Below are 25263 nucleotides of genomic sequence, written 5' to 3'. Positions count from 1 at the left end.
AAGTGAGAGTGATTGAGATTGCGGCAGAACAGGAGAGATTACAGGAAACAATGATCTGGTTTCGACAAAATGATGTATCGGTAGGTTTAAAAATCTGCCAAGCTAAAAGAAGCAAGTTTAAAATTATTACTATCCTCCGATTTGGAGCGAGCCATAATATCATCTATATTATCTAAATTTTCCTCTTCCGGTGCAAACCCTAATTTTACTTTGCTCTCTAAAAAATCAATTGCCGTTACAACAAATCCCTGGAAAAGTGTTTTATGCTCCAGTTTGAAGATCCTTTCTTTGTTAATATGGCGAATGACATAGTCAAGGGTTAGTTTTTCAGGCTCATTTAATATCCATTTGTCTAATTGTATAGATGGTCCACCATCTAATGTATCAATATAATCTGAATAAGTTAAATACAACGTATCATCATCATGAAAATGTAATTCAACATTACCAAAACGCCAAATTGGCCAATCAATCTGATTGTGTTGGACTCCATCAGGATCTGCAAAATTATTCAGGATCCATCCTTTAGTTTGTCCCAATTTCAGGCAATCAAATTTCCCGGTTTTAAAGAATTTCAACAGGTTTATTTGAATAGGGGCGATTAATTTCATAGGGCAATATAAATAATCAAAACTAATTTTTCTTCGTCCTGACTTGGATTATCAGGTAACTATATGTTCTTTATGGCAAAGTCTGTATTATTGTATTTATTTTCCTGCATATGCCAAAAATCTTCGTTGTATTATTAATCTTATTCTTATCCCGGTCAACCTATGCCCAAATGGCAATAATAAAAGACCCGGATGGCTATTGTAACATAAGAGAACGTCCAGACATTAAATCAAAAATTGAGGATACATTATCTAACGGCAGATTGGTTTGTGTTTTTGAAGAAGAAGCGAAAGACAACTGGTTGACGGTTGATTATAAAAAAGGCGGCAAAACCCTTTCAGGATATATTCATAAATCGAGAATTGCTTTTCTTGCCGATATGGTAAAGTTTAAAGTAACTACCCTGAAAGACAGTATGCTTATATTGGAGTTAAATGATATGCTTATATCAATCAGGAAAGGAAAGTTTACCAGTAAAGGCAGGCAAATTATATTTGAAAAATCTTCAAATCAGGAAAAGTTAGTGAAATCTATAGATGGAAGATTTCCCTGGGGAACTGATGGCAACATACCCCGAAATGAATACAAACTAATTCAACTTAAGTCGGGTACCCATATACTGACTTTCCTGAAAACAGGTTTCAGTGATTTATTTGAACCCAATCTTGAGATGACATCAGCTTATCTTGACAAGGCAACGAATACTATCTATTTAGAGGCAATGAATAGCGATGGAGCAGGAGGTTACGTTTCGGTATGGGTTTTAAAAAATGAACAGATTATACAAAGAGAAACATTTATTCCATTCTGATAATAAGTTATTATAAAAAATTTGCCTGTTTCATTTCGTGACCTGCTTTACAGTAATAGCTCCAATGGTATCACATTGGGCCGTGGCAGCCAGTAAGCCAAAATGGTCCAACTCATCTATTTTCAATAAACGGCATTGCAACTGCTTATTTGCGCCTTCGGAAAGCATATTGAAAAAGAATGGAAATAAAGTCTTACTCTGGTATTCCTGCTTTGTTTTGGGAAGGGTAAGACTTATGGCTGGCTTTGCCGGGTTCGCGAAATATTTGTCATCATACAGGAAACGATAATGCTGCCGATTTTCTTCTATCAAATGTCCGGCCAATTCATGGTTCCTGTATACTTCCATTTGTCTCACTACCAATTTGTTTTGTTTCTTTACTAATAAAAAGGTAATTAAGTGACATAACAGTTATGTTCCAGTTAAGATAATAAATTTCCCTGAGAGTCGTTCTTGACAAAATACAAGTTATTGTAATTTCCATCCCCCCTCATTTAACCACCTCCTTCTGATGCCTCCACAACTCCTGAAATATCGGGCTGTGTTCGCGCAGGTAGTCAAAGGTTCCTTCGGCTGCAATTCTTCCCTGCTTCAACACATAAACATAATCGAACTGATACAACAGGTGCAGGCGGTGCATACAAGAAATGAGCGCCTTGTTTTTGAAAGCAGTAAACATTTTCTGATAAATCATTGCTTCCGTTTTCGGATCTACACTGCTGGTGGGTTCATCAAGCAATACCACTTCGCTTTCACTGGCCGCCAGTATTCCGCGCGCCAGCGCCAGCCGTTGTTTCTGACCGCCCGACAGGTTTACGCCTTTTTCCCGTATATCCGATTCCAGTCCTTTGGGCAGTTGAGTGATCACTTCGGTGAAATGGGCGCTTTCACTAACCGCCATAATCTCTTCGTTGGTAAAGGGAAGGCCGAGTGTAATATTATAAGCAATGGTATTTTCAAATATCTCCGGCTCCTGTGGGAACAAGGTTACCGTTTCATTGATGGTGGCCAGCGCAAAGGGTTTGCCATCTACCAGCAACTGCATATTTGCCTCGGGGTTATACAGCCCTCTTAATAATGACAACAAAGTACTTTTTCCGCTACCGCTTTCTCCAATCAGGGCAATCTTTTTTCCCCGGCCGATCGTAAGGTGCAGGTTATGCAAACTTTGTGGCGCATGGTCGCTGTCGTATTGGTTGCGATGCGAAAAACTGAGGTTTTTAATCTCGATGGTTTGCCAGTTATCGGGCAAATCGGTGGGTTGGTCGGGGCGATGCTGTTCCTGGTAAGCCGCTTCAATATTCAGGGCCGTTTCAACATGAGTGTTGAACTGCACAATTTCGGTGTATTGCCATGCCACATCGTGAAATACTGAGGTGAACTGGTTCACAAAGCCCAGCAGTGTAACCAATCCAGCCACGGGGAACACATTACCTGATTCCCAGTGCTGGTATACATATCCTGCGGAGATCACTACATAAATGAGGGTGACCAGCATGTCGGCCACAAACCATTTCCATTCATTGATCGCTGCATTCTTTTTGAATGGCCTTGCAATCATCTGCACTTTACTCAGCAATCCGCTTTCCATGCTTTTTTCAAGCCGAAGCGTGATCACGGTCATAATGTTCGACAGGCTGTCGAACAACGTGGAAGAAACAACATGCTCCTGCTCATTTACTTCATTGAGTGTTTTGATGAAAGGTTTATCGAATTTCATGATCACCCAAATGGTAACAATGCCGAGCAGGATCCCGATGCTGCCAAACAGCGGAGAGAAATACAGCATGGCGATCACTGAAAACACCAGCTTGGCCAGCGCGTGGATGTATACGAATCCTTTGTCGAAAAAATCTTTCAGCGCTTCATAGGCTTTCCTGATGCGGTTGATGGTGGAACCGCTATGATGGTCCTGGTGCCATTTTACCGGCAGGTGCAGGGCCTGATGATAACGTTCTATCAAAAAATTACGACTGAGGTTGAAGGCCAGCTGGCGCTCCATAATCCGTGCAGGCCCGTGGATGCACCATTCAACGAACTTCATTCCAAAATACACTATGGAATAAAGAAAAGCATAATAAAAAACCTGTTGGGTGTTCTGCTGAATTTTTCCAATGAACCATCCGAAAAGAACGGGGTTCATAGAGGAGATCACATTGGCGAAAACGAATAGCGTGTATACAAATACGTATTTTTTTCGTTCATGGCGTGCATAATGCCATGCCGTACGCAATAAAGAGATATAAGGATTAGGCATTTTATTGTATTCACGGGTTGCATTAATGATAAAACCTCGTATTCAGTATCAGGAATAAAATAGTGGCGCCACCGGCACCTTTTACATATGCTCTGATAAATTTTGTGGCTTCTGTAAGTTGATTGCTTACGGTATTTTTTGAAATGTTAAGCTGCCGGGCAATCTCCTCATAACTTAAACCCTCCATACGATTCATTACATAAATTTTCTTTCGTTGGGTGGGCAATTGTTCAATGGCCTGGTTAACGATATCCATGCTTTCGCGAAAGTCTATTGTTTCTTCAACCGGGTTTGAGATGGCCGCCTGTTGTACCTGATGCCAAAGATTCTCCAGTTTTCTGCTATCGCCGGCTACCTTTTTGAAATAGTCATATGTTTTGTTGATAGCCATGGTATACAGAAACGACGAAAAATTGTCAATATCGGAAGCCGTTTCCTTTTTTACCCATAATTTCATAAATACTTCCTGTACTATTTCTTCGGCAATAGTTTCAGATTTGGTTTTTTTGAATACAAATAGCCAGATCTGCTGGCTAAAATGATGGAAAATTTCAGTAAATGCAGCTTCATCACCTTGCGCAATCCGGTTAAGTAGCTCTCTTTCATGCAATAGTATGTTGGCTGTGTTGATCAGGCAATTGTTTGAGGTCATAAAATTAATCCAAAAACCATGTATAAAAACCGGACTTTCATTTCGATGAAAATTTTTTTGAGATTGAATAGTGTGATTTTTTCCGGCAGTCGTCATTTAAAAGGAGATGATTCCGGATTGTGAGCATTTTGTAATGAAATTCAGCAATCTTATCCAAATTGTAATTATGAGTGAAGACCAATTAAAGCTACGGTATTTATTTGAGCGACTGACAATTAATGAGATCACAAAAGCAGAGTTTGACGAGCTGTTTGCATTGATAAACAGGGGAGAGTATGAAGGCGATATAAAAGCAGTGCTGATGCAGGATTTGAGAAATGAGCAGTTGCCCGAAACAATAGATCAGGAACGTTTTGATACGATCCTGCAAGGCATACTGCCATCTGTTCAGGAGCCTGAACTGAATAACACCGAAACACCAGTTCGGCGTATGATTTTTGGGCGGCGTTTTGCAGCAGCTGCTGCTATTCTTCTTTTGATAGGAGCGGGAGTTTGGTTTGGTTTGATGCGTACCCCTTCAACAGAAGTGGCCACTACAAAGCAAACCGGTAAGCCCTTGAATGATGCAGCGCCCGGCGGTAATAAAGCCATTCTTACTCTTGCAGATAATTCAACTATTATTCTCGATAATGCTGCCAATGGGCAACTTGCTAAACAAGACAAGACGACTATTGTAAAATTAAACGATGGGCAATTAACTTATGCAGCATCAAACTCCCCCTCCGCCGGAGGGGGTAGGGGGGAGGTTGCCTATAATACATTATCAACTCCCCGCGGCGGACAATATCAGCTCGTATTGCCCGATGGAAGCAAAGTATGGCTGAATGCGGCATCTTCTATTACTTTTCCCACGGCATTCACCGGCAACGAACGGAAAGTGAAAATAACCGGTGAAGCTTATTTTGAAGTAGCTCATCTTCAACTTTCTTCCAGACAAAAAATGCCGTTTAAAGTTGAAAAGGGCAACGTTACAATTGAAGTGTTAGGGACACATTTTAATGTGAATGCCTATGATGATGAACCAGTAATAAAAACAACATTGCTCGAAGGCTCTGTAAAAGTTTCCAAAGATGCTGCATCAGCTATACTGAAACCCGGCGAGCAGGCATCGATATCCCAAACATCCCAACAATCCCAGGTTATCCCAGTCCAGACAGTAGATGTAGAAGAAACCCTTGCCTGGAAAAACGGTTTGTTTCACTTCGAAAATGCTGATATAAAAACCGTCATGCGCCAGCTCAGCCGATGGTACGATATTGAAGTTGAATATAAAGGCGCTGTAAAAAATGAACCCCTGATTATGGAGGTTCCCCGGAGTGCCAATCTTTCGGATGTATTGAAAGTAATAGAATCAACTGCAGGATTGCGCCTCACATTCGATGGAAAAAAAGTGACTGTATTGTAATTTTTAAAAACGAAACATATGCTTATGCCATTTGAAAACAGCTTCCACAAAGCTCATCCTCCCGAATAATCAATTAACAAGGATTGACCTCACAGGTCAGCCTCGTAAGCTTAACCAAAAAGAAAACCGCCCCGACGGCCATCGGAGCGGTCAACATTCCCGCCAAAGGCGGGAAAATTCAGGTTAAGCCAACAAATGATGGTATTTCTCTTATTGTTTAACCGAAACAAATCAAATTTATGCATTTTACTGCATGCTGCAGCCCCTTTTTACGTAAAATAGGGGTTGGGCGAAAACAATTGCTTGTAATGAATTTCTTGTCAATCTTTATGCTTGTTGCCTGTTTGAATGTGACGGCCGGTGTGTATTCTCAAAGAGTTACACTGTCGGGCGATAACATTCCGTTAAAGCAGGTATTTAAAGAAATCAAAAAACAAACCGGTTACACCTTTGCTTATCGCGCGGTGTTGCTGCAAAATGCCGGTAAGGTTACTGTTCATGTAACCAATGCTTCCATTCAGCAGGTGCTGGATATGTGTTTCCGCGATCAGCCGCTCACATACTCCATTTTCAATAACAACATTGTGGTGGTTAAAGAAAAGGAGCAGCCGGCGCCAAAGCCCGAACCGGCCCCGCCAATAAAAATATCCGGGAAAATTTATTCCGAGGCAGGTGTGCCGTTAGCAGGAGCTAATATCCGGGAAAAGGGGAAAAACTATGGCACCAGCACCAAAGAAGATGGATCGTTTGAAATTACTGTTGAGAGTCCTCAATCAGTTCTGCTGATTTCCTATGTTGGCTATGAAGGCAAAGAAATCAGGGTGGGCGATCAAACAGACCTTACCATAAAATTAGCGCAGGTAAATGTTGCCCTGAACGAAATGGTGATCATTGGCTATGGAGCACAGAAAAAAAGCGATTTAACCGGTGCGGTATCCAGTATTAAATCGGCCGATATAACTAAAATAGGAGGTAGTAATGCCGCCGAGGCATTGCAGGCAAAAGCGCCCGGTGTTGCCATACTTAATCAGGGTGGCCCCGGTGCTGCGCCCACTGTTTTTGTGAGAGGTTTGGGTACCAATGGCGATGCAAGTCCGCTCTTTGTGGTAGATGGTATGATGGTTTCAAACATCGCGTACCTCGCGCCCGGCGACATCGCTTCTATTGAAATTCTGAAAGATGCTTCTGCCACCGCTATTTACGGTTCGCGCGGCGCCAACGGTGTAATTCTGGTATCTACCAAAAAAGGACGTAGCGGAAAACCTGTGTTTACTTTTAATGCTTCACAGGGCTTCCAGTACCTTACCCGCAAATATGATGTTGCCAATGGCCGCCAGTATGCCCAACTGGTTAACCTCTTTAACACCAATGCCGGCAAAGCGCCTGTGTACAATAACCTCGACTCTATTGGCGGAGGCACCGACTGGACAAAAGAAGTTACCCAAAAGGGCATCGTAAGCGATTATCAGTTGGGTGTTTCAGGTGGTACAGACAACATACGGTATAACATCAGCGCTTCTTACCATAAGGAAGAAGGGGTGATTAAATTTACCAGCTTCGACCGTATAACACTGCGTGCCAACAACGAATACAAATTAAACAAACGCGTTACGATAGGTCACAACCTGTCGGTAGCCGGCAGCCGGTACACGGGCACCGCTCAATGGAATGGCGGACGCGGTCTGAATTCTATTTACCGTATTTCGCCGCTGTTAACCGTACGTAAAGCCGACGGTTCCTTTACACCCGGTCAGGACCCTGATATTATCAATCCTTATGCATCTTTTTACCTGAACCAGGATGTAAGATCGAAACCGATGCAATTTGTAGGTAATGCCTATCTGAATTATGAAATTATTGATGGACTTACTTTCCGCAGCAGCTATGGTACCGACTTCACCCTGAATCATATCGATGCCTATATTCCCGCTTTTAATATTTCAAGTCCTAACCAGATACAGGCCAGTAATTCAATCCAGAACGCATACGAAACAAGATACACCTGGCTGTGGGAAAATACCCTTAATTATAATAGAACATTTGGCCGTGATCACCAGGTTGATCTGTTGGCCGGGTATACCGCGCAGAATTACAACTACAACACACTCGATGTAACCGGTTCGGGTTTGTTATCTACTGCCGATGATTACAGGTATGTAAACGCCCTGCCCATTACCAGCCTTAGCTGGACAAACAGTGCGAACCTGCCTTCGAGTGAATCAATTCTCTCTTATCTTGCCAGAGCGAATTATACTTTCAAAAACCGTTATTTTTTAACAGCCTCTTTCCGCGCCGACGGATCTTCAAAATTTGCCAATGGTAAAAAATGGGGTTCATTTCCTTCTGTAGCGCTCGGCTGGCGGGCATCGGATGAAGAGTTCCTGAAAAATATTTCCTGGATCAATAACCTGAAGCTTCGTGGAAGCTGGGGTCAGATCGGTAACAACAAAATTCCGAACTATCAAACGTACAGCACGCTTACGCAGGACATGGTGTATTCAGGCGTGTTCAATAGTGTGTTTTACAACAGTGCTACTATTACTGCCGCTTCAAATCCCAATATTACCTGGGAAGTGGCCGAACAAACCGATCTGGGAGCTGAATTTGCTACCCTCAACAACCGGTTGAAAATTGAATTTGATTATTACAACCGCCAAACCAAAAACCTGTTGCTGCAATTGCCCATCCCCGGTGGCAGTACCGGTATCAGCACACCCGCTTATATCAATGCAGGTACGGTTCGCAACAAAGGCTTTGAATTTGTAGCAAGCTGGGACGACAGAATAGGCAGCGACTTCAACTATGGAGTGCGGATAACCGGTAGTGCCAATACGAACAGGATCGTTGACTTCCATAATCAAACCGTATACACCGGCGACTGGATGGTTCCTTCTACCCATATTTCAACAGCAGGCCAACCCATCGGCGACTTTTACGGATATAAAGTAGCAGGCATTGCACAAACCCAGGCGCAGATTGATGCATTGAACGAAAATGCTGTTAAACAATCGGGCGTTGCCGGTAAACAATTCTGGAGCGGTCTTAAACCCGGCGACCTCATTTTTCAGGACCTCAATGGCGATGGCTTTATTGATGTAAAAGATAAAACAGACATAGGCTCTCCCCACGCGAAATTCATCGGCGGACTTTCATTAAATGCTTCCTGGAAAGGGTTCGATGCTGCCATTGATCTGATGGTAAGTTATGGCGCCAAAATTTACAATGCTACCCGCAACCAGTTCCTGAGCTCAGGGCTTTCGAATATGAATGTTGAATGGCTCGATTCGTGGACACCCACCCATACCAACACCGGTATACCCCGGTATGCAGTGAATACTTCCACCTCGCAGCAAAGCGACTTTAATATTGCCGACGCTACCTATTTCAAGGCCCGGTATGTTGAATTTGGATATACTTTCAACAAACGTGTGATCAGCAGAATTGCAGCCAGCAAACTGCGGTTATACATCAATGCGACCAATCCTTTCTATATAACAAAATACAAAGGTTTTTCGCCTGAAGTATCCAACTCGTACGGTGTATCAACCATGGGCGACGATTTCCGTACATACCCTGTTTCAGGAACAGTAAAAGCAGGACTGAATGTAACCTTCTAACTAATGCAAATTTTAATTTGAAATGAAACGATTAGCTAACATCTATATATCACTGGCCATTTTGGGAACGGTATCGTGCAGCAAAAGTTTTCTCGACAAAGCACCCCAGGGCGTGCTGTCAACGGCCACCATTACTTCAGATACCACTACACTGGGCATGGCCGTTAACCGGCTGTATGGTTCACTGGCCTGGCGCGAATATACTTTAGGTCGCCAGCAGTGGAGCACGCATGAACTGTGCGGCGATGATTTTATTCCAGGTGCCGATGCCAATATGAATTTCTTTCAGAATTATACCTACCTGGCAGACAATGGGTATATTCAACAGTACTGGGACAGAACTTATCAGAACATTCATTATAGCAATGTGGTGATCGATAACGCGGCCGCTGTAGCTAAAACAGCACCTTCCTCGGCACTGTTATATGAAGCCCAGGGAAGATATTTCCGCGCTTACTACCACTTCGACTTAACAAATGTGTTTGGAGATGCCCCCATGCGCGACCACGATCCGTCGTCAGCCGAATACAATATTGCCAAAAGCCCGCATGCCGATATTATTAAGCTTGTTATCGCTGATCTGAAATTTGCCAGCGCTTATTTGCCTACCCGGCAGCAATGGGGCACCAGCAATCTGGGCCGCGTTACCAAAGGCACTGCACAGGGTTTGCTCGCCAAAGTGTATTTATACGAGCAGGACTATGCGAACGCAAAGTTGTATGCCGATTCGGTGATCAACGGCGGCGAATACAGTCTGTACCCCAACTATCGCAATTTGTTTAGTCCTGATCAGCTGTACAATTCTGAAAACATGATGCCTGGCGGGTACATATTCAACAGCGCAATCTGGGCGGGCCGTTGGTATAATCCTTACCTGCAATACCAGGGACTGCCGGCGTTTGCCAATGGCGTAATATATCCATCGGTCAATTTGGTAAACAGTTATGAAAGCGGCGACCCACGTTTAACAGCCAGCATATTTACCAAAACCGATACCATCGTTGGGTACAACAATAACAAGCCAATTACATTCCCGGCCAATACCAATTATGCGAACAAAAAAGTGATCTGGCCTTACTCTTACTGGAATCAATCTAATTTCTCATTCCAGAATGTAAACCCGATGTTTCTGCGTTATGCTGATATTGTTTTGATCGATGCTGAAGCCAGCAATGAATCAGGCAATACAGGCGACGCACTGAAATACCTGGAGCAGATCCGTTACCGCGCCCGGGGTAATATGACCTTTGCAGCCACCGTAACTGCAGGCATGAATGGTGGCGCCGGCATTCTTCCTCAAATAACAACCACCGACAAAACGCAACTGCGGTTAGCCATCTGGCAGGAGCGGCATGTTGAGCTGGCGCTGGAATTTAACCGCTGGTTCGACCTGGTTCGTTACAACAAGGTGGCTGCTGCCGATGGCAGCAACGGCACCGGGTACACTGAAAACCTGTTGAAAACTGTGTATGGAAGAACCGGTTTTAACTATGCCAGATACAGCCATTTTCCCATACCGGCTACCTATATTACTTCTTCGAACGGAGTGTTGATTCAAAATAGTAACTGGTAAAAAAATATAGCCATATATAATCATAAGTCCGGCAGGCATTAGGCTTTGCCGGACTTTTATTTTTGGGGGTTTACCAAATACGAACTTGCCTTTTTGAAATTCCGATCCTGTTACAGGACATCAGTATGTATAGAAAAATCATTTCGTAGAACCCGCAAAAAAAAAGATGACTACTACTAATACGGTTTCCCCTTTTGCGATTAATTTGTACTTATTGTTAATCCATCCCCTTTGAATATTCTCATTCACCCTTCACTTTTTTTACGCAGATGATTAAAAAACGGCAGTGTTATCTGCAAAAGCGAAAGGTGTATTCTTAATTATTAGTATATGAAATTAAGCGTTTGCATTTTTGCATACAATCTTGAAAAGTTCATTGCAGAGGCAATTGAAAGTGCTTTATGTCAGGTAACAGATTTTGAGTATGAAATTGTAATTGGAGAAGATTGTTCCAAAGATTCAACCAGAGAAATAGTGATTGGTTATCAAAATAAATATCCTGAAAAAATAAGAGTGCTGTGCAATAAGCAAAATCTTGGAATAATGGAAAATTATAGTCATACTATAAATCAATGCAGGGGTGAATTTATTGCTTTAATGGATGGCGATGATTATTGGATAAGTAATCGAAAACTTCAGGCTCAGGTCGATTTTTTGACTGCCAATCCTGAATTTGCCCTTTGCTTTCACGATGCAAAAATATTTAAAGCGGATGGCGGCTGGGATCACAGAACCTGCTGCGGTGCAGATCATAAAAAAATTGTTTCATTCAACGATGTAGTTTGTGATGTACATATTCCCACATCTTCCCTTGTTTTCAGACGAAATGCACTTACCGATTTCCCTCCAAAATGGTTTAATTATTTATATTGCCCTGACCGGCCTATATTTTTAATGTTATTGGCAAACGGGCCGGGATATTATTTTAATGAACTGTGGTCGATTTATCGAAAACATCCAGATGGATTCTGGACAGCCCAGGACTCTCAATCGCAATTGCGTATTCACCTGCAGATATACAAGTTGATGAACCAGCGCTATAAAGATCGGTATAAACCTGCATTTTGTAAATGCGAAACGAGATTGAACTACATTTTAGCAATTGATTTGATTAAAGATAACAAGGTTAAAAGGGCGCTTTGTTGTTTCAGGAATTACATTAGAAACGGTAGAAAGACCTCCCTTTCAATGAAATTCAACTTTTATTGGAATATTTTCTTTTTTATCTTATTGTACTTCAAAAGAAGGCTTGGCTTATCGACGAAATAAAGTAATATTGTTGGCCTGTCAAATGGCGGTGCCTCTCATAAGGTGGTTTAATTATTAATAAGTACCTACCGGCGAATTAATTTCTACTTCAACAAACTGAGCTACCGGTGAGCCCGAAATTCCGCTAAATACCATATTGATTATATCAAAATCCGCTATCAATTTGGACCGACCGTTAAAATGAGCCTGGCATGGCCTGGTACCGGAAATTTTACTGAATAGTCTGCCCTTTTCAATTACAAAGTTCGATGTGAACCATTCTTTCATACAATTATAGTATGGAATCGTATTGTTGCTTTCGTCTACCGGCCAGTAATGTTCACCAACTTCGGGAGAAAATGTTTGAAATATTTCACAGCCTGTATCCAATCCTATTAAATCAGGATTTTTTAAAAATCTCTTTGTCCATACATATTGATTGCTTCTGTCAAAATTGTTGTCGAAGCGCAGGTCATCCTTCAAAAATTGTTTTATTAAACCTGCTTTACCCATAAAACCTCCGCTATTGAGATATCGGTAAATAGAAGTTGTGGTTGGATGCAGTTCTGCAAGATTTATATCGGGCCAGCAAGCGCTTTCAGCCGAAAAAAACAAATCTTTACCTGTTTGATAAAATTTATGAAGTATCTCCGCTTCCGAACACATTAGTATGGCATCATAGCCATCAGTAAAAAAAATGATTTCATCATCTTTTACATGATTATCCAGATAGTTTACCAGTATTTCATCTTTTATGCGATTGGTGTAAAAATCTTTTTGTTTCCTTATAAGTGCTATCAGCTCCAGATTATTGATAGCGCACGACAATCTGAGCAAATTAAAACCGGGGTGGTTTTGATTATTAATAACGGTAAACACTTTCATATTTCATTGTATTGTTGCGTCATCAAATTAATTGACCAAACGATGGAATAATTAGGGCCGTTACTAAAATTTATTGTGGTTTTTGCGAAAGGAATGAAGCGGAACACGGGTTGCCTGGGAAGTGAGTGATCCGGAAAAAATCAGGGATCCACCACCACCTGAACTGCGAGAGGATCAAATAAGAATTTTAGTAAATAAAAAAGAGGCTACCATTTCTGATAGCCTCTTTCCGTTTTTCTGTGATCCCGCTGGGATCGGGAAATATCTTTTGAAACCCGCGTAAAATCTGTGTTTTGGGATGGTGCGCTTGTTTGCTAACCTGAATGCTAACCTAGATTTTCAGTTGCCAATAAGATGTCAAGAACTGTGATATTCAAAAATATAGATAATATTTGAATAATATTGATACAAACTAATTCAATATTATTCCAACTATACCTATAATTCAATGTATTAGTGATTTATTTCTTTCCTCCCTTTAATGCATCTCGTACCTTTTTCAACTCGGAAGATTCCTCATTTAATCTTTTTATAACGAATTTTAGTACGGTATCGATAGATTCAGCAAAATCTAAGCATTCAGCTTCTGTATATTCATGTATGCCTCCTGATAGTTGCTTATATAAAAACTTAACAGGATTGGAGTCGACTTCCTTAAAGGAATTTGGCAGGTAATCGCCGATTGCAGAAATGAGCTTCTCCATTTGATGATCCTTTTCATAATTACTTAGGAGAATTTTAATTTCTTCGCTTTCTGGCCTATCAATTTTGCTTAAATCCTCAACAATTTGAAGTATTTCATTTTGGACGATTCGTCTTAAATACGCATAAGCTCCCATGCCATAATTCTGGGAAATACATATAAGCGCTTTCTTATAGTTCACCTTATCTTCTTCTTTTAAAAACTTTAAGACTTCAGCATCAGGGGAAATTTCATAAGGAGGGAATTGCCCGACTTTAGTATAATAGATTTTACCATCTGGGTTACTGAAAATATGGACTAGAAAGTGAATTCTACATTCGTTACAAAACTGGCAGCTGGCTGAATAATATTGAAAATAATTGTATTGACTTTTTTCCTTGTCCATAAAGTTGAAAAGAGCACGGACATTTGGATCTTGACCATGATAATTAAATACCTCAGTTATGAAACTATCAGGTTCTGCACGTAATTTAAATGTTTGACGCCCATCAGTAGGACATATTGCACTAAAAGTCAAACCTTGAAGCCCCATAGGAAGGGCTAAGGGAGGTGCACCTTCGTTAAACGCAATAGGCAACTTTTTATATAATGGATAACTTTCAAAAAATTTGGACAACTGTTGTTTTACGCTATTACCATTATTAGAATTGTTTTGCATGGAATTTATTTTGGCCTTTGGAAGCGGAAAAAAGCATATTAATATTATCAAAAATACTATTTAAAAACGCTTCTATAATTATCCATTGAAAGAAATACTTAAATTATATCAACCGAATTTTGAATTCAGACAGTCACCTGGAATTCGGGTAGCCAGCTATGTTTTGGTCGGACCAAAACTGTTTTTCTTCATCCCGCTTTGCGGGATTCAGGAAAATTACGGTTTATCCGCTTTGCGGGATGATATTCCGGAAACTGGTTAAATTTTCTTTAGAGCTATTTGCTTATCCTTGTATATTGCGGTAGTTTTTTTGATTTCATAGCACCTTAAATTTTAAAAGCATCAGTGACTATAAATGAGAAATTAAAAAATGAGTTTTTGGAAAAAGACAAAAAAACAAAATGAGAATAACTCAACAGTAACCAAAGCAGAAGTTCTGGCTGGTTTACAAATGGTATGCGCACATTTTGAACGCAATAGCCAAAATTATCCGCTATTTATTCCGGAATACGAAGTATCGAAAGCTATTAATTCGATAATAGAGCAAAGAGATAATCTCGCAAAGGCTGATGTTATTGAAGTGCTGAATTTGTTTAATGATATAGACAAAGTAGAGCATTATGACGGTACCGCGTGGTTTGACTACAAAATACGGTTAGCATTTTTCCTTAAATTAAACGGCTTTAAAACGGAAACAAGAGAAAGAAGGCTTTACTTGGTATAAGGTTTTCAAAACCCACTACAACAACGGAAGAAACGAATTTTTAATCGACACCTAACAAATTTTCTTTTCACCAGCCTCTTATTTATTGCGACCAACAGGAGCAATAACGAGCGTGTTTTTGGCCCCTGCCAATTTTTGTTCGACAAAAACACCGCTCGCCTTAAACGTCGATCTGTCTGCGTATCGGCTAAACCCTGTTACTACGCTGGTGAAAAAAGAAAATAAAATGGAGCAGATCATCTCTTAGTATGACTGCTCCGTACAGTTTCAAACAGATTTTTGTTTTAACGTCTTCTCGTCCCCAAACAACTTATTCCGTAAAGCCTGCATATTATTACTGATCTTTCGCTGGGTAATCTTAGCATATATCTGTGTAGTACGTATGCTTTTATGCCCTAACATTTGGCTAACCGTTTCAATGGGAACATCGTGTTCCAATGTTATTGTCGTTGCAAATGTATGTCGGGCTGTATGGGTGGTAAGGTGCTTTTTTATACCACAAATTGTCGCTACTTCTTTTAGGTACGCATTATACCGCTGGTTGCTATTTACCGGTAATAATTTTTTTGTCAATTGGCAATAAGGAGAGTTTTTATACCGGTCAATTATTTCCATAGAAATGGGCATTAAAGGCAATCGTTCCGGTGTATTCGTCTTTTGTCGATCTTTTACAATCCATTTTTCACCGTCAATGCCCGCTACAATATTATCGGGTGTAAGCTGCAGCACATCCAAATAAGAATAACCGGTGAAACAACAAAACAGGTACACATCCCGTACTTCGGCCAGCCGGGGCATTAGTTCTTTAGTATAAAGCACCAGGATTTCATCCATAGTCAGCCGTTCCCTTTGTGGATCGGTATATGTACATTTAAACCCCGACAAAGGATTCACCGTAACCCAACCCTGGTCTGCCGCTAACTTTAATACTTGCTTTACGATTTTTACGTACTTCATTGCCGTGTTACTACCAATACCCTGTACCGTTGTAAGAAAATGCTCTAAATCGGGGGCGAAGGAAAATTTCAATTCATCAAGTGCCAGGTCTGTTACCCGGAAATGATACTTTAAAAACGCAGTCACTTTTTCTTTGGTTAGCTCAAACCGTTTTAGGGTATTGGCTGATTTTTTATCGGCTTTTACCTTTTCAGCAAAACGGCGATTGTGAAATTCGAATGCTTCAACAAGGGTGCGCTGTCTTTCACCTATACCCAGGAAAGAATTTTTTATGGTTTCTGCTGTGATTGGTTTACCCAATGCCAGCAAATGGCTATAATGCCGCTGCAAGTCAGCTTTCATCACCGTTAGCTGCGAATTGATGGCTTTTGCTTCCTCGGAATTACCTTTTACACATTGGCCTTTCTGGTTCCATAAATTGGGTTCAATGTACCGGTACGTTGAAAGTTCTACACGCTTTTGATCAATGATCAGCCGGAGATAAATGGCGGGCTTGTTGTTTTTGCAGCGATGCTTGTTAAGCCAGAATAAAATAGAAAAACTTTGGTGACCTTTTACCATACAACACAGATTTTTGTTAACCAATTTTGTTTCAACTTCACTTTTCCTGACACCACTAAAAGTTGGTCAAACTCAATCCAGATCGGCATTTCAGCCGATTCAGGTTAGCGCAATTTAGAGAATTGTCTGCTAACCTACATGCTCACCTTTTCCACATGGGTTAATTTGATATGCTTTGATACAGATAAAAACAAAAAACCCACGCAATCATCGATTTACGTGGGCTTCTTTACTTAGTTGTTCTTAGTTGAACATTTTTCTGTGATCCCGCTGGGACTCGAACCCAGGACCCCAACATTAAAAGTGTTGTGCTCTACCAACTGAGCTACGAGATCAAGATCTTACCCAAAATTACTCCAACTCCTTCATTCTCTTCCCTTTTGCACCGTTTCCGTATCGCTGCGTTTATTTTGGGAGTGCAAAAATAGGGGAAAATCAAATTGTACCAAATTTTTTCAAAAAAAATTATTCGTATTTTCTGAATATCAATTTTTTCAGCGGAAACAACTCCGCTATTTTTGTGTTACTAATCGAAAACGTTATGTCATTTTTAAAAGATAAGGTAATAGCTATCACGGGAGGCAGCGACGGAATAGGAAAGGCTTTGGTAAACGAATGCATTGCCGCAGGCGCCAAAGTGGCCACCTGCGCCCGTAATTATGATAAATTGTACACCCTTCAGCTCGAACACGCCAATGTGATGCTGCATACCATCACCTGCGACGTAAGCAAAGAGGCCGATTGCCGCCGTTTTATCGAATCTACCATTAAAACCTTTGGCGGAATCGATATCCTTATCAATAATGCCGGCATTAGTATGCGCGCCTTATTCAACGATGCCGATATTGAAGTGATTAAAAAAGTAATGGATGTTAACTTTTTTGGCGCCGTATACTGCACTAAATACGCATTACCGTCCATTCTCGAACGCCAGGGTACAGTAGTAGGGGTGTCTTCAATCGCCGGTTACAGGGGCTTACCCGGCCGCGCCGCTTACTCTGCCTCAAAATTTGCTCTACAGGGATGGCTCGAAGCCATCAGGACCGAACTGTTACATACCGGCGTGCACGTAATGTGGGTGTGCCCCGGATTTACCGCCTCTAATATTCGTAATGTTGCGCTCAACCAGCAGGGGCAACCTCAGGGCGAATCTCCGCTCGATGAAGCCAGCCTGATGTCTGCATCAGCATGCGCCCGCGAAATTCTTAAAGCCATGGAACACCGCAAACGTACTTTGGTGCTTACCTTTAATGGCAAAAGAACCGTTTTTATGAATAAACTGTTTCCCTCGCTTACCGATAAACTGGTTTATAAATTCTTTTTTAAAAACAATGAACTCACGAAATAGAAATGAGAAATGAAAAATGAAGAATGAAAAATTAAATAGGATCACCTTTTGCGTATACACATTAAAATAAGACACACTTTTGCATTTCAAATTTTTTATTTCTAATTTTTAATTTCTATTTCTCTAATGCCTTTACTAACCCTCACATCTGATATTGGTCAGCAGGATTACCTGGTGGGTGCAGTTAAAGGCAATTTATTGCAGCTCAATCCGGCTTTTTTGCTGGTTGATATCTCGCATACTATTTCTCCGTTCAATTATCCGCAGGCCGCTTATATATGCCGTAATGCCATTAAACAATTCCCTTCACATACTTTTCACCTGTTACTGATCAACCTGTTCGAAAAAAAGCCTGAACAATTGTTACTGGCCTGGCATAACGAACAATATATTCTATGTGCCGATAACGGCTTGCTCACCATGATACTGGAAGATAAACCCGAAATGGTCATCGGTCTTCCGCTCGATAAAAATGCTATTAAAAATACTTTACATTGTGTGCAGGTAATGGGCGAAGCCATTCAGCAATTGCATAACGGCGCCCGCCTGCAGGATATCGGTATCCCCGATGTGTCGTTCATCGAAAAAAATCACCTGCGTCCTTTGTTTGGCGAAAACTGGATGGAAGGACAAATTATTTTTATCGATCATTTCGAAAACATTGTGGTTAATATTACCCGCGATCAGTTTGAAGAACACCGAAAAGGCCGCAAATTCAAGATCGTGTTCAAACGCGATGAAGTGATCGATAAAGTTGCCGATAGCTATGCCGATGTGCCCGAAGGCGAAAAGCTGGCATTGTTTAATTCGGCCGGATACCTTGAAATTGCCATCAATAAAGGCAATGCCGCCGGATTGTTCGGTTTACAGGGCTTTACCGAACAGGCGCAACATCTTCAAAACCGGCTGTTCTATCAAACGGTTAAAATTATGTTCTCATAACATAAAACTGTTTAAATCCAAAACAGGCGTTTCTTCAAAAGAATTTCGAAAACTGAATTAAGGATTCCTTCTATAACCTGCATTTTAAAGAATAATCTGCATCTGCTAAAAATCTGTTTAGCTGAATATGTGCATAATGTTGACAAATAAAGTTATCGTGCCGTACTACAATATCTACCAGTAACCTATATTTGTTTTACCAATGTATCCTACCTTCTTTCATTGGCCGTTATTAGTATTAATATAAGATAATTGCCTCTTGCTTATCGTAAATGGTCCGGTGTATCAGGTTATACCCGGTTTTATCCCCTGTTTGCTGCTCGTAAATCGTATGGAATTTTATTGTCACAACGCTTTAAAAAACACCAATGAGCTAATAAAAAATATTGTCGCTACCCATGAAAAAAACGATTGTGATGTTGTTTGTAATAATCCTGAAACAAACAGCATATACACAAAACACCATTGGCATTCCGAATATCAGCAATTACAGCGAACAGGATTATAAAGCCGGCCGCCAGAACATGTGTATAGCACAGGACAGCCGGGGGATTATGTATTTTGCCAATAACAATGGATTGCTCAGTTTCGATGGTACATTCTGGCGGGTTTATCCATTGCCCAATGCCACTATTGTGCGATCGATTGCTATTGATAAAGACAACCGGATATTCGTTGGCGCACAACAGGAGTTTGGGTATTTTAGTGCGGGCGCTAATGGCGAACTGACGTACACTTCGTTGCGAAACCTGTTGAAACCAGCTGACAATGATTTTGCCGATGTATGGAATATTCAAATTGTGCAGCAGCATATTTTCTTTCGGTCAAATTTTAAAATATTCGAATATACCGGCCATACGATCAGGGTATACAACAGCGATTACTGGGCATTTTTTGGCTATGCAAACGGAGAATTACTGGCATATGATTATGAAAAAGGACTCGTTTATTTAAAAAACTCACAATGGCTGCCACGTCTTAAACCCGGCAGTTTGCCGAAAGGAATTCAAATAACAAGCGTTACCCATATTGGCACCGATAGCCTGTTGCTCACTTCTGAAAGCCATGGATTGTTTATCCTGAAAAACAATACCGCATCCTGCTTTGAAAGTGCAGCCATTAAAGAAGTCGCCGCCAAAAATATACTGGGGGCCTGTTTGCTGGCGCCTGATAAAATTGCGTTGAATACCAGCCTCGGTGGTTGTATTGTTATTGATAAAAAAGGAAAATTTATACAGCGTTTTACCCGAAATGAAGGTGTGCAAACAAACAATGTACTTTGCCTTTTCACCGATCAGCATAAAAACCTGTGGCTCGGTCTCGACAATGGGATTGATTGCATTAGCTATAACAACGCCATCAAAAATATTTTTCCCGAATCCCCCGATCGCAATAGCGGTCATACATCTATTATTTATAATAACCGGTTATACCTCGGTACTGCAAGTGGTTTGTATAAAGTAAACCTTTCGGCTACAGATTCAGATCTCAGTTATACAATTGGTTCATTTTCGCTCGTTGAAAACACAAAGGGACAGGTATGGAATGTATCGGAAGTGAATGGCCAGTTATTGCTGGGTCATACCAATGGTGCTTTTTGGGTGAACAACGACAAGGCTGTTAGTATTGATAACAGATCGGGTTTCTGGGCATTTGTTCCGGTATACGATAGTATTCCTTCTTCCGTGATTGCGGCAGGAACATACACCGGTGTTAACTTTTATCGGTTTAAAAACAATCGCATCATCGATTCCATTAAGGATGTACAATTTGAATCGGCCCGGTTTGTAGTTCGGAATAACAACATAATTTGGGTCATTCATCCCTATAAAGGGTTGTATATGGTAACTTTTAATGAACAAAATCGTCCGGTTGTAATAAAATATAACGATCGCAAAAAAATATTATCTAAAAACCATAATCATCTGTACCGTCTCACAAACAAGGTAGTGCTCACAACCGATAATGGAATTTTTGAGTTGGATGCCAAAACAAATGATTTTATTCCATCCCGGTATTTCAATCAGTTATTTGGTTCTATGCGGGTTGATTATCTGAAAGAAGATAATGCCAGTAAAATATGGTTTTGCAGTAACAAACGGGTGGGAGTGATCGATCGGTCGGGAACAGGTTCACGGGTCGTATACATTCCGGAACTGGATGATCAAATCATGCCTAACGGCTTTGAGCACATTAATAGTATCGATAGTAATAATGTGTTGATCGCTGCAGAAAAGGGTTTTTTTCATCTCAATTATGCACAGTATACCAAAAGCTGCTACCCCATAAATACGCTTATCAGAATGGTGCAAACGGCCGGTAAAAACGAACAGGTTGTATACGGCGGCTATACCGGTACAGTGAACGCGTGTGCCGCTCCTGATATTAAGTACAGCAGTAATTCATTATATTTTCAATGCAGCGCTGTTGTATTTGGCCGGCGGCAGCGCATTTCCTACAGTTATTTTTTAAAAGGTTTCGATAAAGACTGGTCGGGCTGGACTTCCAAAGCCGAAAGGGAGTTTACGAACCTGCCTCCGGGACATTATGTATTTCAGGTAAAGAACCGTATCAATTATACCAGTGAATCGGCGGTTGCTGCTTTTTCTTTTACCATTTTGCCTCCCTGGTATCGCACCTGGTGGGCTTATGTCATTTATACCATTCTTTTTGGCGGAGTGATGTATTGTTTTTACATATGGCAGCAAAACAAATTCCGGCGCCGGGAACAACAAAAACTATTACAGCAACAGCAACGATACGCCGAAGAGCAAAAGCAGCTGACAATATTGCACGAACTGGAGATAAGAAAAAGCGAAAAGGAGATCGTTCAGCTCAAAAACGACAAACTGCAGTCTGAAATTGAATATAAAAACTCGCAACTCGCTTCTACTGCAATGAACCTGGTACGAAAAATTGAGGTGTTTTCAAAAATAAGAGATGATCTTAATGAGTTCAAAGGCAATCACACCCTTAATGGCGGATTGAAGGATTTTGAAAAAATCATCCGTTTAATAAATGGTGAGCTTGATGTTACCAGTGAATGGGAACAGTTTACCGAACATTTTGACCAGGTGCATGCTAATTTTTTAAAAAAGCTGAAAGAGCACTGCCCCGCGCTTACCACTACCGAATTAAAACTGGCCGCTTATCTGCGTTTAAATTTAACCACCAAGGAAATTGCGCAACTGATGAATATTTCCATTCGCGGTGTTGAAACTGCCCGTTACCGGCTGCGCAAAAAACTGGGTATTACTTCCAACGACATCAACCTGTACGATTATTTAATTTCTGTTACGAGCTGAAATTCAATTTCTGAAATCTCAAAATCTCACATCCGAAATCCCATATCCATAATCCCAAAATCCCAAAAATCCCAATATCCCAGTAAAGTTTTCCATTGTAGAGGTTTTGACGTACCCCACAATTTGGTTTCACACCTGTTAACAGTGCATTTTTACAGCCAATAGTACTATTCCCCTTTACATGTTGCAAAAGCCAATACACGGCTCAGGTTATATAATCTATCGATAATATGTTCGGTCAGGTTAGTAATCAGGCATCATGTTTTTGCCCGCCCGATCTGTAGATATCAGCTTGTATTCTTTTTTGTAAACCTATAAAATAGAAAAACCATGAAGAAAGATTCGGGGATGCATAAATCCATCCTGTTGCATTTTCCTAAAATTAAAAACCACATTCTATGAAATTAAATTTTAAAAACTGTTATGCTATGTCGTACCGTTTGATGCGGTATGCGTGTGCTCTTTTGCTTATAATAAGTATCGGAAATATGCAGCCCGCATGGGCACAGTTGAGCCGGTTGAGCGCCGGCGGAACAAAAATTGTAAATGCTGCCGGTCAGGAAGTGATATTAAAAGGCGTAGGCCTTGGTGGCTGGCTGTTGCAGGAAGGCTATATGATGAAGCCGGGAGGCGGTGGCACCCAGTGGTCGATGAAAAAAGGGTTATACGATCAGGGTGTTTCAGATGCCGGTGTGGAAGCATTTTATCAAAGCTGGCGCGACAATTTTATTACCAAAGCCGATATTGATTATATCGCCTCGCTGGGATTTAACTGTTTGCGGCTGCCGTTGCATTACGAATTGTTTTTAACCAGCGCCCAACGCGCAGTTCGTAATAGCGTGGCACATAATACAGGAAATTATAATAATTATGTAAGCTCCTTAACCAGCTGGTATAACGGTAACTCGCTGTTCACCGATGCAAACCTCGAAGGGTTTCGCATTAGCGACAGCCTGTTGAAATGGGCAGGCGCCAATAACATGTATGTAGTGTTAGACCTGCATGCGGCCCCCGGTGCGCAGGGTACCGACACCAATATAGCAGATGCTTTTGTAGGAAATGATTTATGGAACAAAAGCATTTACCGGGATATTACGGTTCGTTTATGGCAAACCATGTCGACCCGCTATAAGAATGACGACCGCGTGGCGTTTTACGATCTTATCAATGAACCCAACAATGTACCCTCAAACAGTCAGATACACGATCTGTTCGAGCGGCTTATTAATGTTATAAGAAACCAGGGCGATAACCACCTGCTGATGATAGAAGGAAATGGCTACGGTAATAATTACGATTACATGGAGCCGTTTACATTTACCAATAAAAGCAACCTCGTATATAACTCACATCGTTACTGGTTAACCAATTCTACTACCGCAACCGATCCAAATGTGAACCAGATTAATCTGATTGCCAATATCGTTAATTTCCGCAATACCAATAACGTTCCTGTATGGGTAGGCGAAACAGGCGAAAACGACAATGGATGGCTTGCTGAAAACATCGCAGCCCTAAATTCAAAGGGCATTGGCTGGTGCCACTGGACCTATAAGCGTTTTGATGCAGGTGAAAACCCTGCCCTTATGCACATCAACGGGCCCTATTTGCCTGATGGGGCCGGTAATATGAGCGCTGTGCTGAACAATATAAAATTTGCAAACTGTGTAAAGAACACTGGTACCATTGCTGCGGTAGCGCCGGGTAAACCTGCTGCTGTGGCACCTGTTGGCAAAACCATTTCATTATTGGGAGTGAATGGCCAGTATGTGAGTTCAAATGGTGCAACCGGTCCTATGTGGTGCAACGCCACCGCAGTGCAAAACGGGAACCAGTTCCTCGTTGTTGACGCCGGTAATGGAAAGGTTGCCCTTCGTAATCAGGGCAAATATGTTAGCAGTGAAAATGGCGCCGCTGCCATGAACTGTAACCGCGATACCATTGGCTCTTATGAAAGATTCGACTGGATCGAAAATGCCAATGGCTCCATTTCTTTAAGAGGTAACAACGGATTGTATGTAAGTTCTGAGAACGGTACACAGGCTATGAACTGTAACCGTACAGTGAACGACGCCTGGGAACAGTTTACCGTTGGTGTTATACAGGTAGCCCCCGTAAACAAAACCATCTGGCTGCAGGGTAATAATGGATTGTTTGTAAGCTCTGAGAACGGACAGCAGGCTATGAATTGCAACCGTACTACAGCCCAGGCATGGGAACAATTTTTAGTGGCCGATGCCGGTAATGGTAAAGTAACGCTGCAAAGCATGGGCAAATATGTGTCATCTGAAAATGGCGCACAGGCTATGACCTGCACCCGCACGGCCGCACAGGGCTGGGAACAGTTCGACTGGGTGCTAAATGATGATAGTACTATTTCGTTGCGTGGCAACAATGGTTTGTATGTAAGTTCCGAAAATGGTGAACAGGCTATGAACTGTAACCGCACCAGCATACAGGGATGGGAAAGATTCAAATACGGAATTGTTTCTGCAACTATTACGCGGGTTGCTGCATCTCAGGCGGCTTCATCGCTGGCTGCGGCTACTCAACCCGGAATCGTTTATCCTAACCCGGTGCACCGTGGTTCATCCCTAACCGTTTCGGTAAAGGAATACAATGCAGCTTCACGGGTTCAGGTAACAGTAATTGATATTACGGGCAAAGCTATCGCTCAATATAATGCTAATAAGGCAACATTAACAATACCTGCTGTTAATACTACAGGCGTATTTATATTGAAAATTAAAAACGGAAATAATACTTATGCTGAAAAGATAATTGTGCAATAGTCCCGTCAGGGACTAAATATCGGTAGCAAGATATTGAACAAAGGATACGTCCCGTAGGGACGAAACGCAGGATGGGTCTGAATACCTCATGTGTCGTCCCTGACGGGACGATAAAAACCCAAACGATCTTTCTACCAATATGCAGTACCTAACGGTACAATTAATGCGCAATTATGACATCTTTTTTATTATCACAATTTAAACCAGTTACCA

17 protein-coding genes and 1 tRNA gene are annotated in these 25263 nt (G+C 41.3%); 10 read left to right on the top strand and 8 right to left on the bottom strand.

Annotated elements, in window-relative coordinates; all coding sequences use genetic code 11:
• Positions 1 to 86: 86 nt before the first annotated feature.
• Positions 87 to 611: a hypothetical protein gene (locus tag AC59IL_RS01485; RefSeq protein WP_496550292.1), complete on the bottom strand. Its 525-nt coding sequence runs from the start codon at positions 609 to 611 to the stop codon at positions 87 to 89.
• A 170-nt stretch (positions 612 to 781) separates the two neighbouring features.
• Here AC59IL_RS01485 and AC59IL_RS01480 point away from each other — a divergent pair, with 170 nt between their 5' ends.
• Positions 782 to 1423: a hypothetical protein gene (locus tag AC59IL_RS01480; protein ID WP_496550291.1), complete on the top strand. Its 642-nt coding sequence runs from the start codon at positions 782 to 784 to the stop codon at positions 1421 to 1423.
• Between the two features lie 30 nt (positions 1424 to 1453).
• Here the strand turns inward: AC59IL_RS01480 and AC59IL_RS01475 are convergent, their stop codons facing one another.
• The 3 genes from AC59IL_RS01475 to AC59IL_RS01465 all read right to left on the bottom strand — a co-directional run bounded on the left by AC59IL_RS01475 (position 1454) and on the right by AC59IL_RS01465 (position 4332).
• Entirely contained in the window at positions 1454 to 1771 is a 318-nt protein-coding gene (locus AC59IL_RS01475) for a HipA N-terminal domain-containing protein (RefSeq protein WP_496550927.1), read from the bottom strand.
• Between the two features lie 142 nt (positions 1772 to 1913).
• Complete coding sequence (locus AC59IL_RS01470; RefSeq protein WP_496550290.1) at positions 1914 to 3680, bottom strand: ABC transporter ATP-binding protein; 1767 nt, start codon at positions 3678 to 3680, stop codon at positions 1914 to 1916.
• Positions 3681 to 3702: 22 nt separating this feature from the next.
• Positions 3703 to 4332 carry an RNA polymerase sigma factor gene (locus tag AC59IL_RS01465; protein WP_496550289.1) on the bottom strand — a complete coding sequence of 210 codons (630 nt, stop codon included), beginning with the start codon at positions 4330 to 4332 and terminating at the stop codon, positions 3703 to 3705.
• Positions 4333 to 4498: 166 nt separating this feature from the next.
• Between AC59IL_RS01465 and AC59IL_RS01460 the strand changes: the two genes are divergently transcribed.
• From AC59IL_RS01460 to AC59IL_RS01445, 4 genes are all read left to right on the top strand, one after another.
• Positions 4499 to 5737, top strand: a complete 1239-nt coding sequence (locus AC59IL_RS01460; RefSeq protein WP_496550288.1) for a FecR family protein — start codon at positions 4499 to 4501, stop codon at positions 5735 to 5737.
• Between the two features lie 308 nt (positions 5738 to 6045).
• Entirely contained in the window at positions 6046 to 9354 is a 3309-nt protein-coding gene (locus AC59IL_RS01455; protein ID WP_496550287.1) for a TonB-dependent receptor, read from the top strand.
• Between the two features lie 22 nt (positions 9355 to 9376).
• Positions 9377 to 10927 carry a RagB/SusD family nutrient uptake outer membrane protein gene (locus tag AC59IL_RS01450; RefSeq protein ID WP_496550286.1) on the top strand — a complete coding sequence of 517 codons (1551 nt, stop codon included), beginning with the start codon at positions 9377 to 9379 and terminating at the stop codon, positions 10925 to 10927.
• 330 nt (positions 10928 to 11257) lie between these two features.
• The gene (locus AC59IL_RS01445) at positions 11258 to 12196 is read left to right on the top strand and encodes a glycosyltransferase family 2 protein (protein WP_496550285.1); all 939 of its coding nucleotides are present in this window, start codon (positions 11258 to 11260) and stop codon (positions 12194 to 12196) included.
• Between the two features lie 54 nt (positions 12197 to 12250).
• On the opposite strand, the gene AC59IL_RS01440 is transcribed toward AC59IL_RS01445, so the two are convergent.
• Positions 12251 to 13060, bottom strand: coding sequence for a glycosyltransferase domain-containing protein (locus AC59IL_RS01440; protein ID WP_496550284.1), 810 nt, complete (start codon positions 13058 to 13060; stop codon positions 12251 to 12253).
• Positions 13061 to 13521: 461 nt separating this feature from the next.
• Positions 13522 to 14421, bottom strand: a complete 900-nt coding sequence (locus AC59IL_RS01435) for a hypothetical protein (protein WP_496550283.1) — start codon at positions 14419 to 14421, stop codon at positions 13522 to 13524.
• A gap of 370 nt (positions 14422 to 14791) precedes the next feature.
• Between AC59IL_RS01435 and AC59IL_RS01430 the strand changes: the two genes are divergently transcribed.
• Positions 14792 to 15145: a hypothetical protein gene (locus tag AC59IL_RS01430; RefSeq protein ID WP_496550282.1), complete on the top strand. Its 354-nt coding sequence runs from the start codon at positions 14792 to 14794 to the stop codon at positions 15143 to 15145.
• Between the two features lie 267 nt (positions 15146 to 15412).
• On the opposite strand, the gene AC59IL_RS01425 is transcribed toward AC59IL_RS01430, so the two are convergent.
• Together AC59IL_RS01425 and AC59IL_RS01420 are read right to left on the bottom strand one after the other, a co-directional pair.
• On the bottom strand, positions 15413 to 16663 hold the full coding sequence (locus tag AC59IL_RS01425; protein ID WP_496550281.1) for a site-specific integrase: 1251 nt from the start codon (positions 16661 to 16663) through the stop codon (positions 15413 to 15415).
• A 262-nt stretch (positions 16664 to 16925) separates the two neighbouring features.
• Positions 16926 to 16998, bottom strand: a tRNA-Lys gene (locus AC59IL_RS01420).
• 206 nt (positions 16999 to 17204) lie between these two features.
• Between AC59IL_RS01420 and AC59IL_RS01415 the strand changes: the two genes are divergently transcribed.
• The 4 genes from AC59IL_RS01415 to AC59IL_RS01400 all read left to right on the top strand — a co-directional run bounded on the left by AC59IL_RS01415 (position 17205) and on the right by AC59IL_RS01400 (position 25050).
• Positions 17205 to 18011, top strand: coding sequence for an SDR family oxidoreductase (locus AC59IL_RS01415; protein ID WP_496550280.1), 807 nt, complete (start codon positions 17205 to 17207; stop codon positions 18009 to 18011).
• A gap of 126 nt (positions 18012 to 18137) precedes the next feature.
• Complete coding sequence (locus AC59IL_RS01410) at positions 18138 to 18953, top strand: SAM hydrolase/SAM-dependent halogenase family protein (protein WP_496550279.1); 816 nt, start codon at positions 18138 to 18140, stop codon at positions 18951 to 18953.
• A gap of 398 nt (positions 18954 to 19351) precedes the next feature.
• The gene (locus tag AC59IL_RS01405) at positions 19352 to 22258 is read left to right on the top strand and encodes a triple tyrosine motif-containing protein (protein WP_496550278.1); all 2907 of its coding nucleotides are present in this window, start codon (positions 19352 to 19354) and stop codon (positions 22256 to 22258) included.
• A 398-nt stretch (positions 22259 to 22656) separates the two neighbouring features.
• The gene (locus AC59IL_RS01400; RefSeq protein WP_496550277.1) at positions 22657 to 25050 is read left to right on the top strand and encodes a cellulase family glycosylhydrolase; all 2394 of its coding nucleotides are present in this window, start codon (positions 22657 to 22659) and stop codon (positions 25048 to 25050) included.
• The last annotated feature ends 213 nt before the right edge of the window (positions 25051 to 25263 follow it).

It is taken from the genome of Niastella sp. sgz303648, assembly GCF_059587045.1.
The sequence above is the reverse complement of the archived record's forward strand: the minus strand, read 5'-3'. Positions and strand labels throughout refer to the sequence as shown.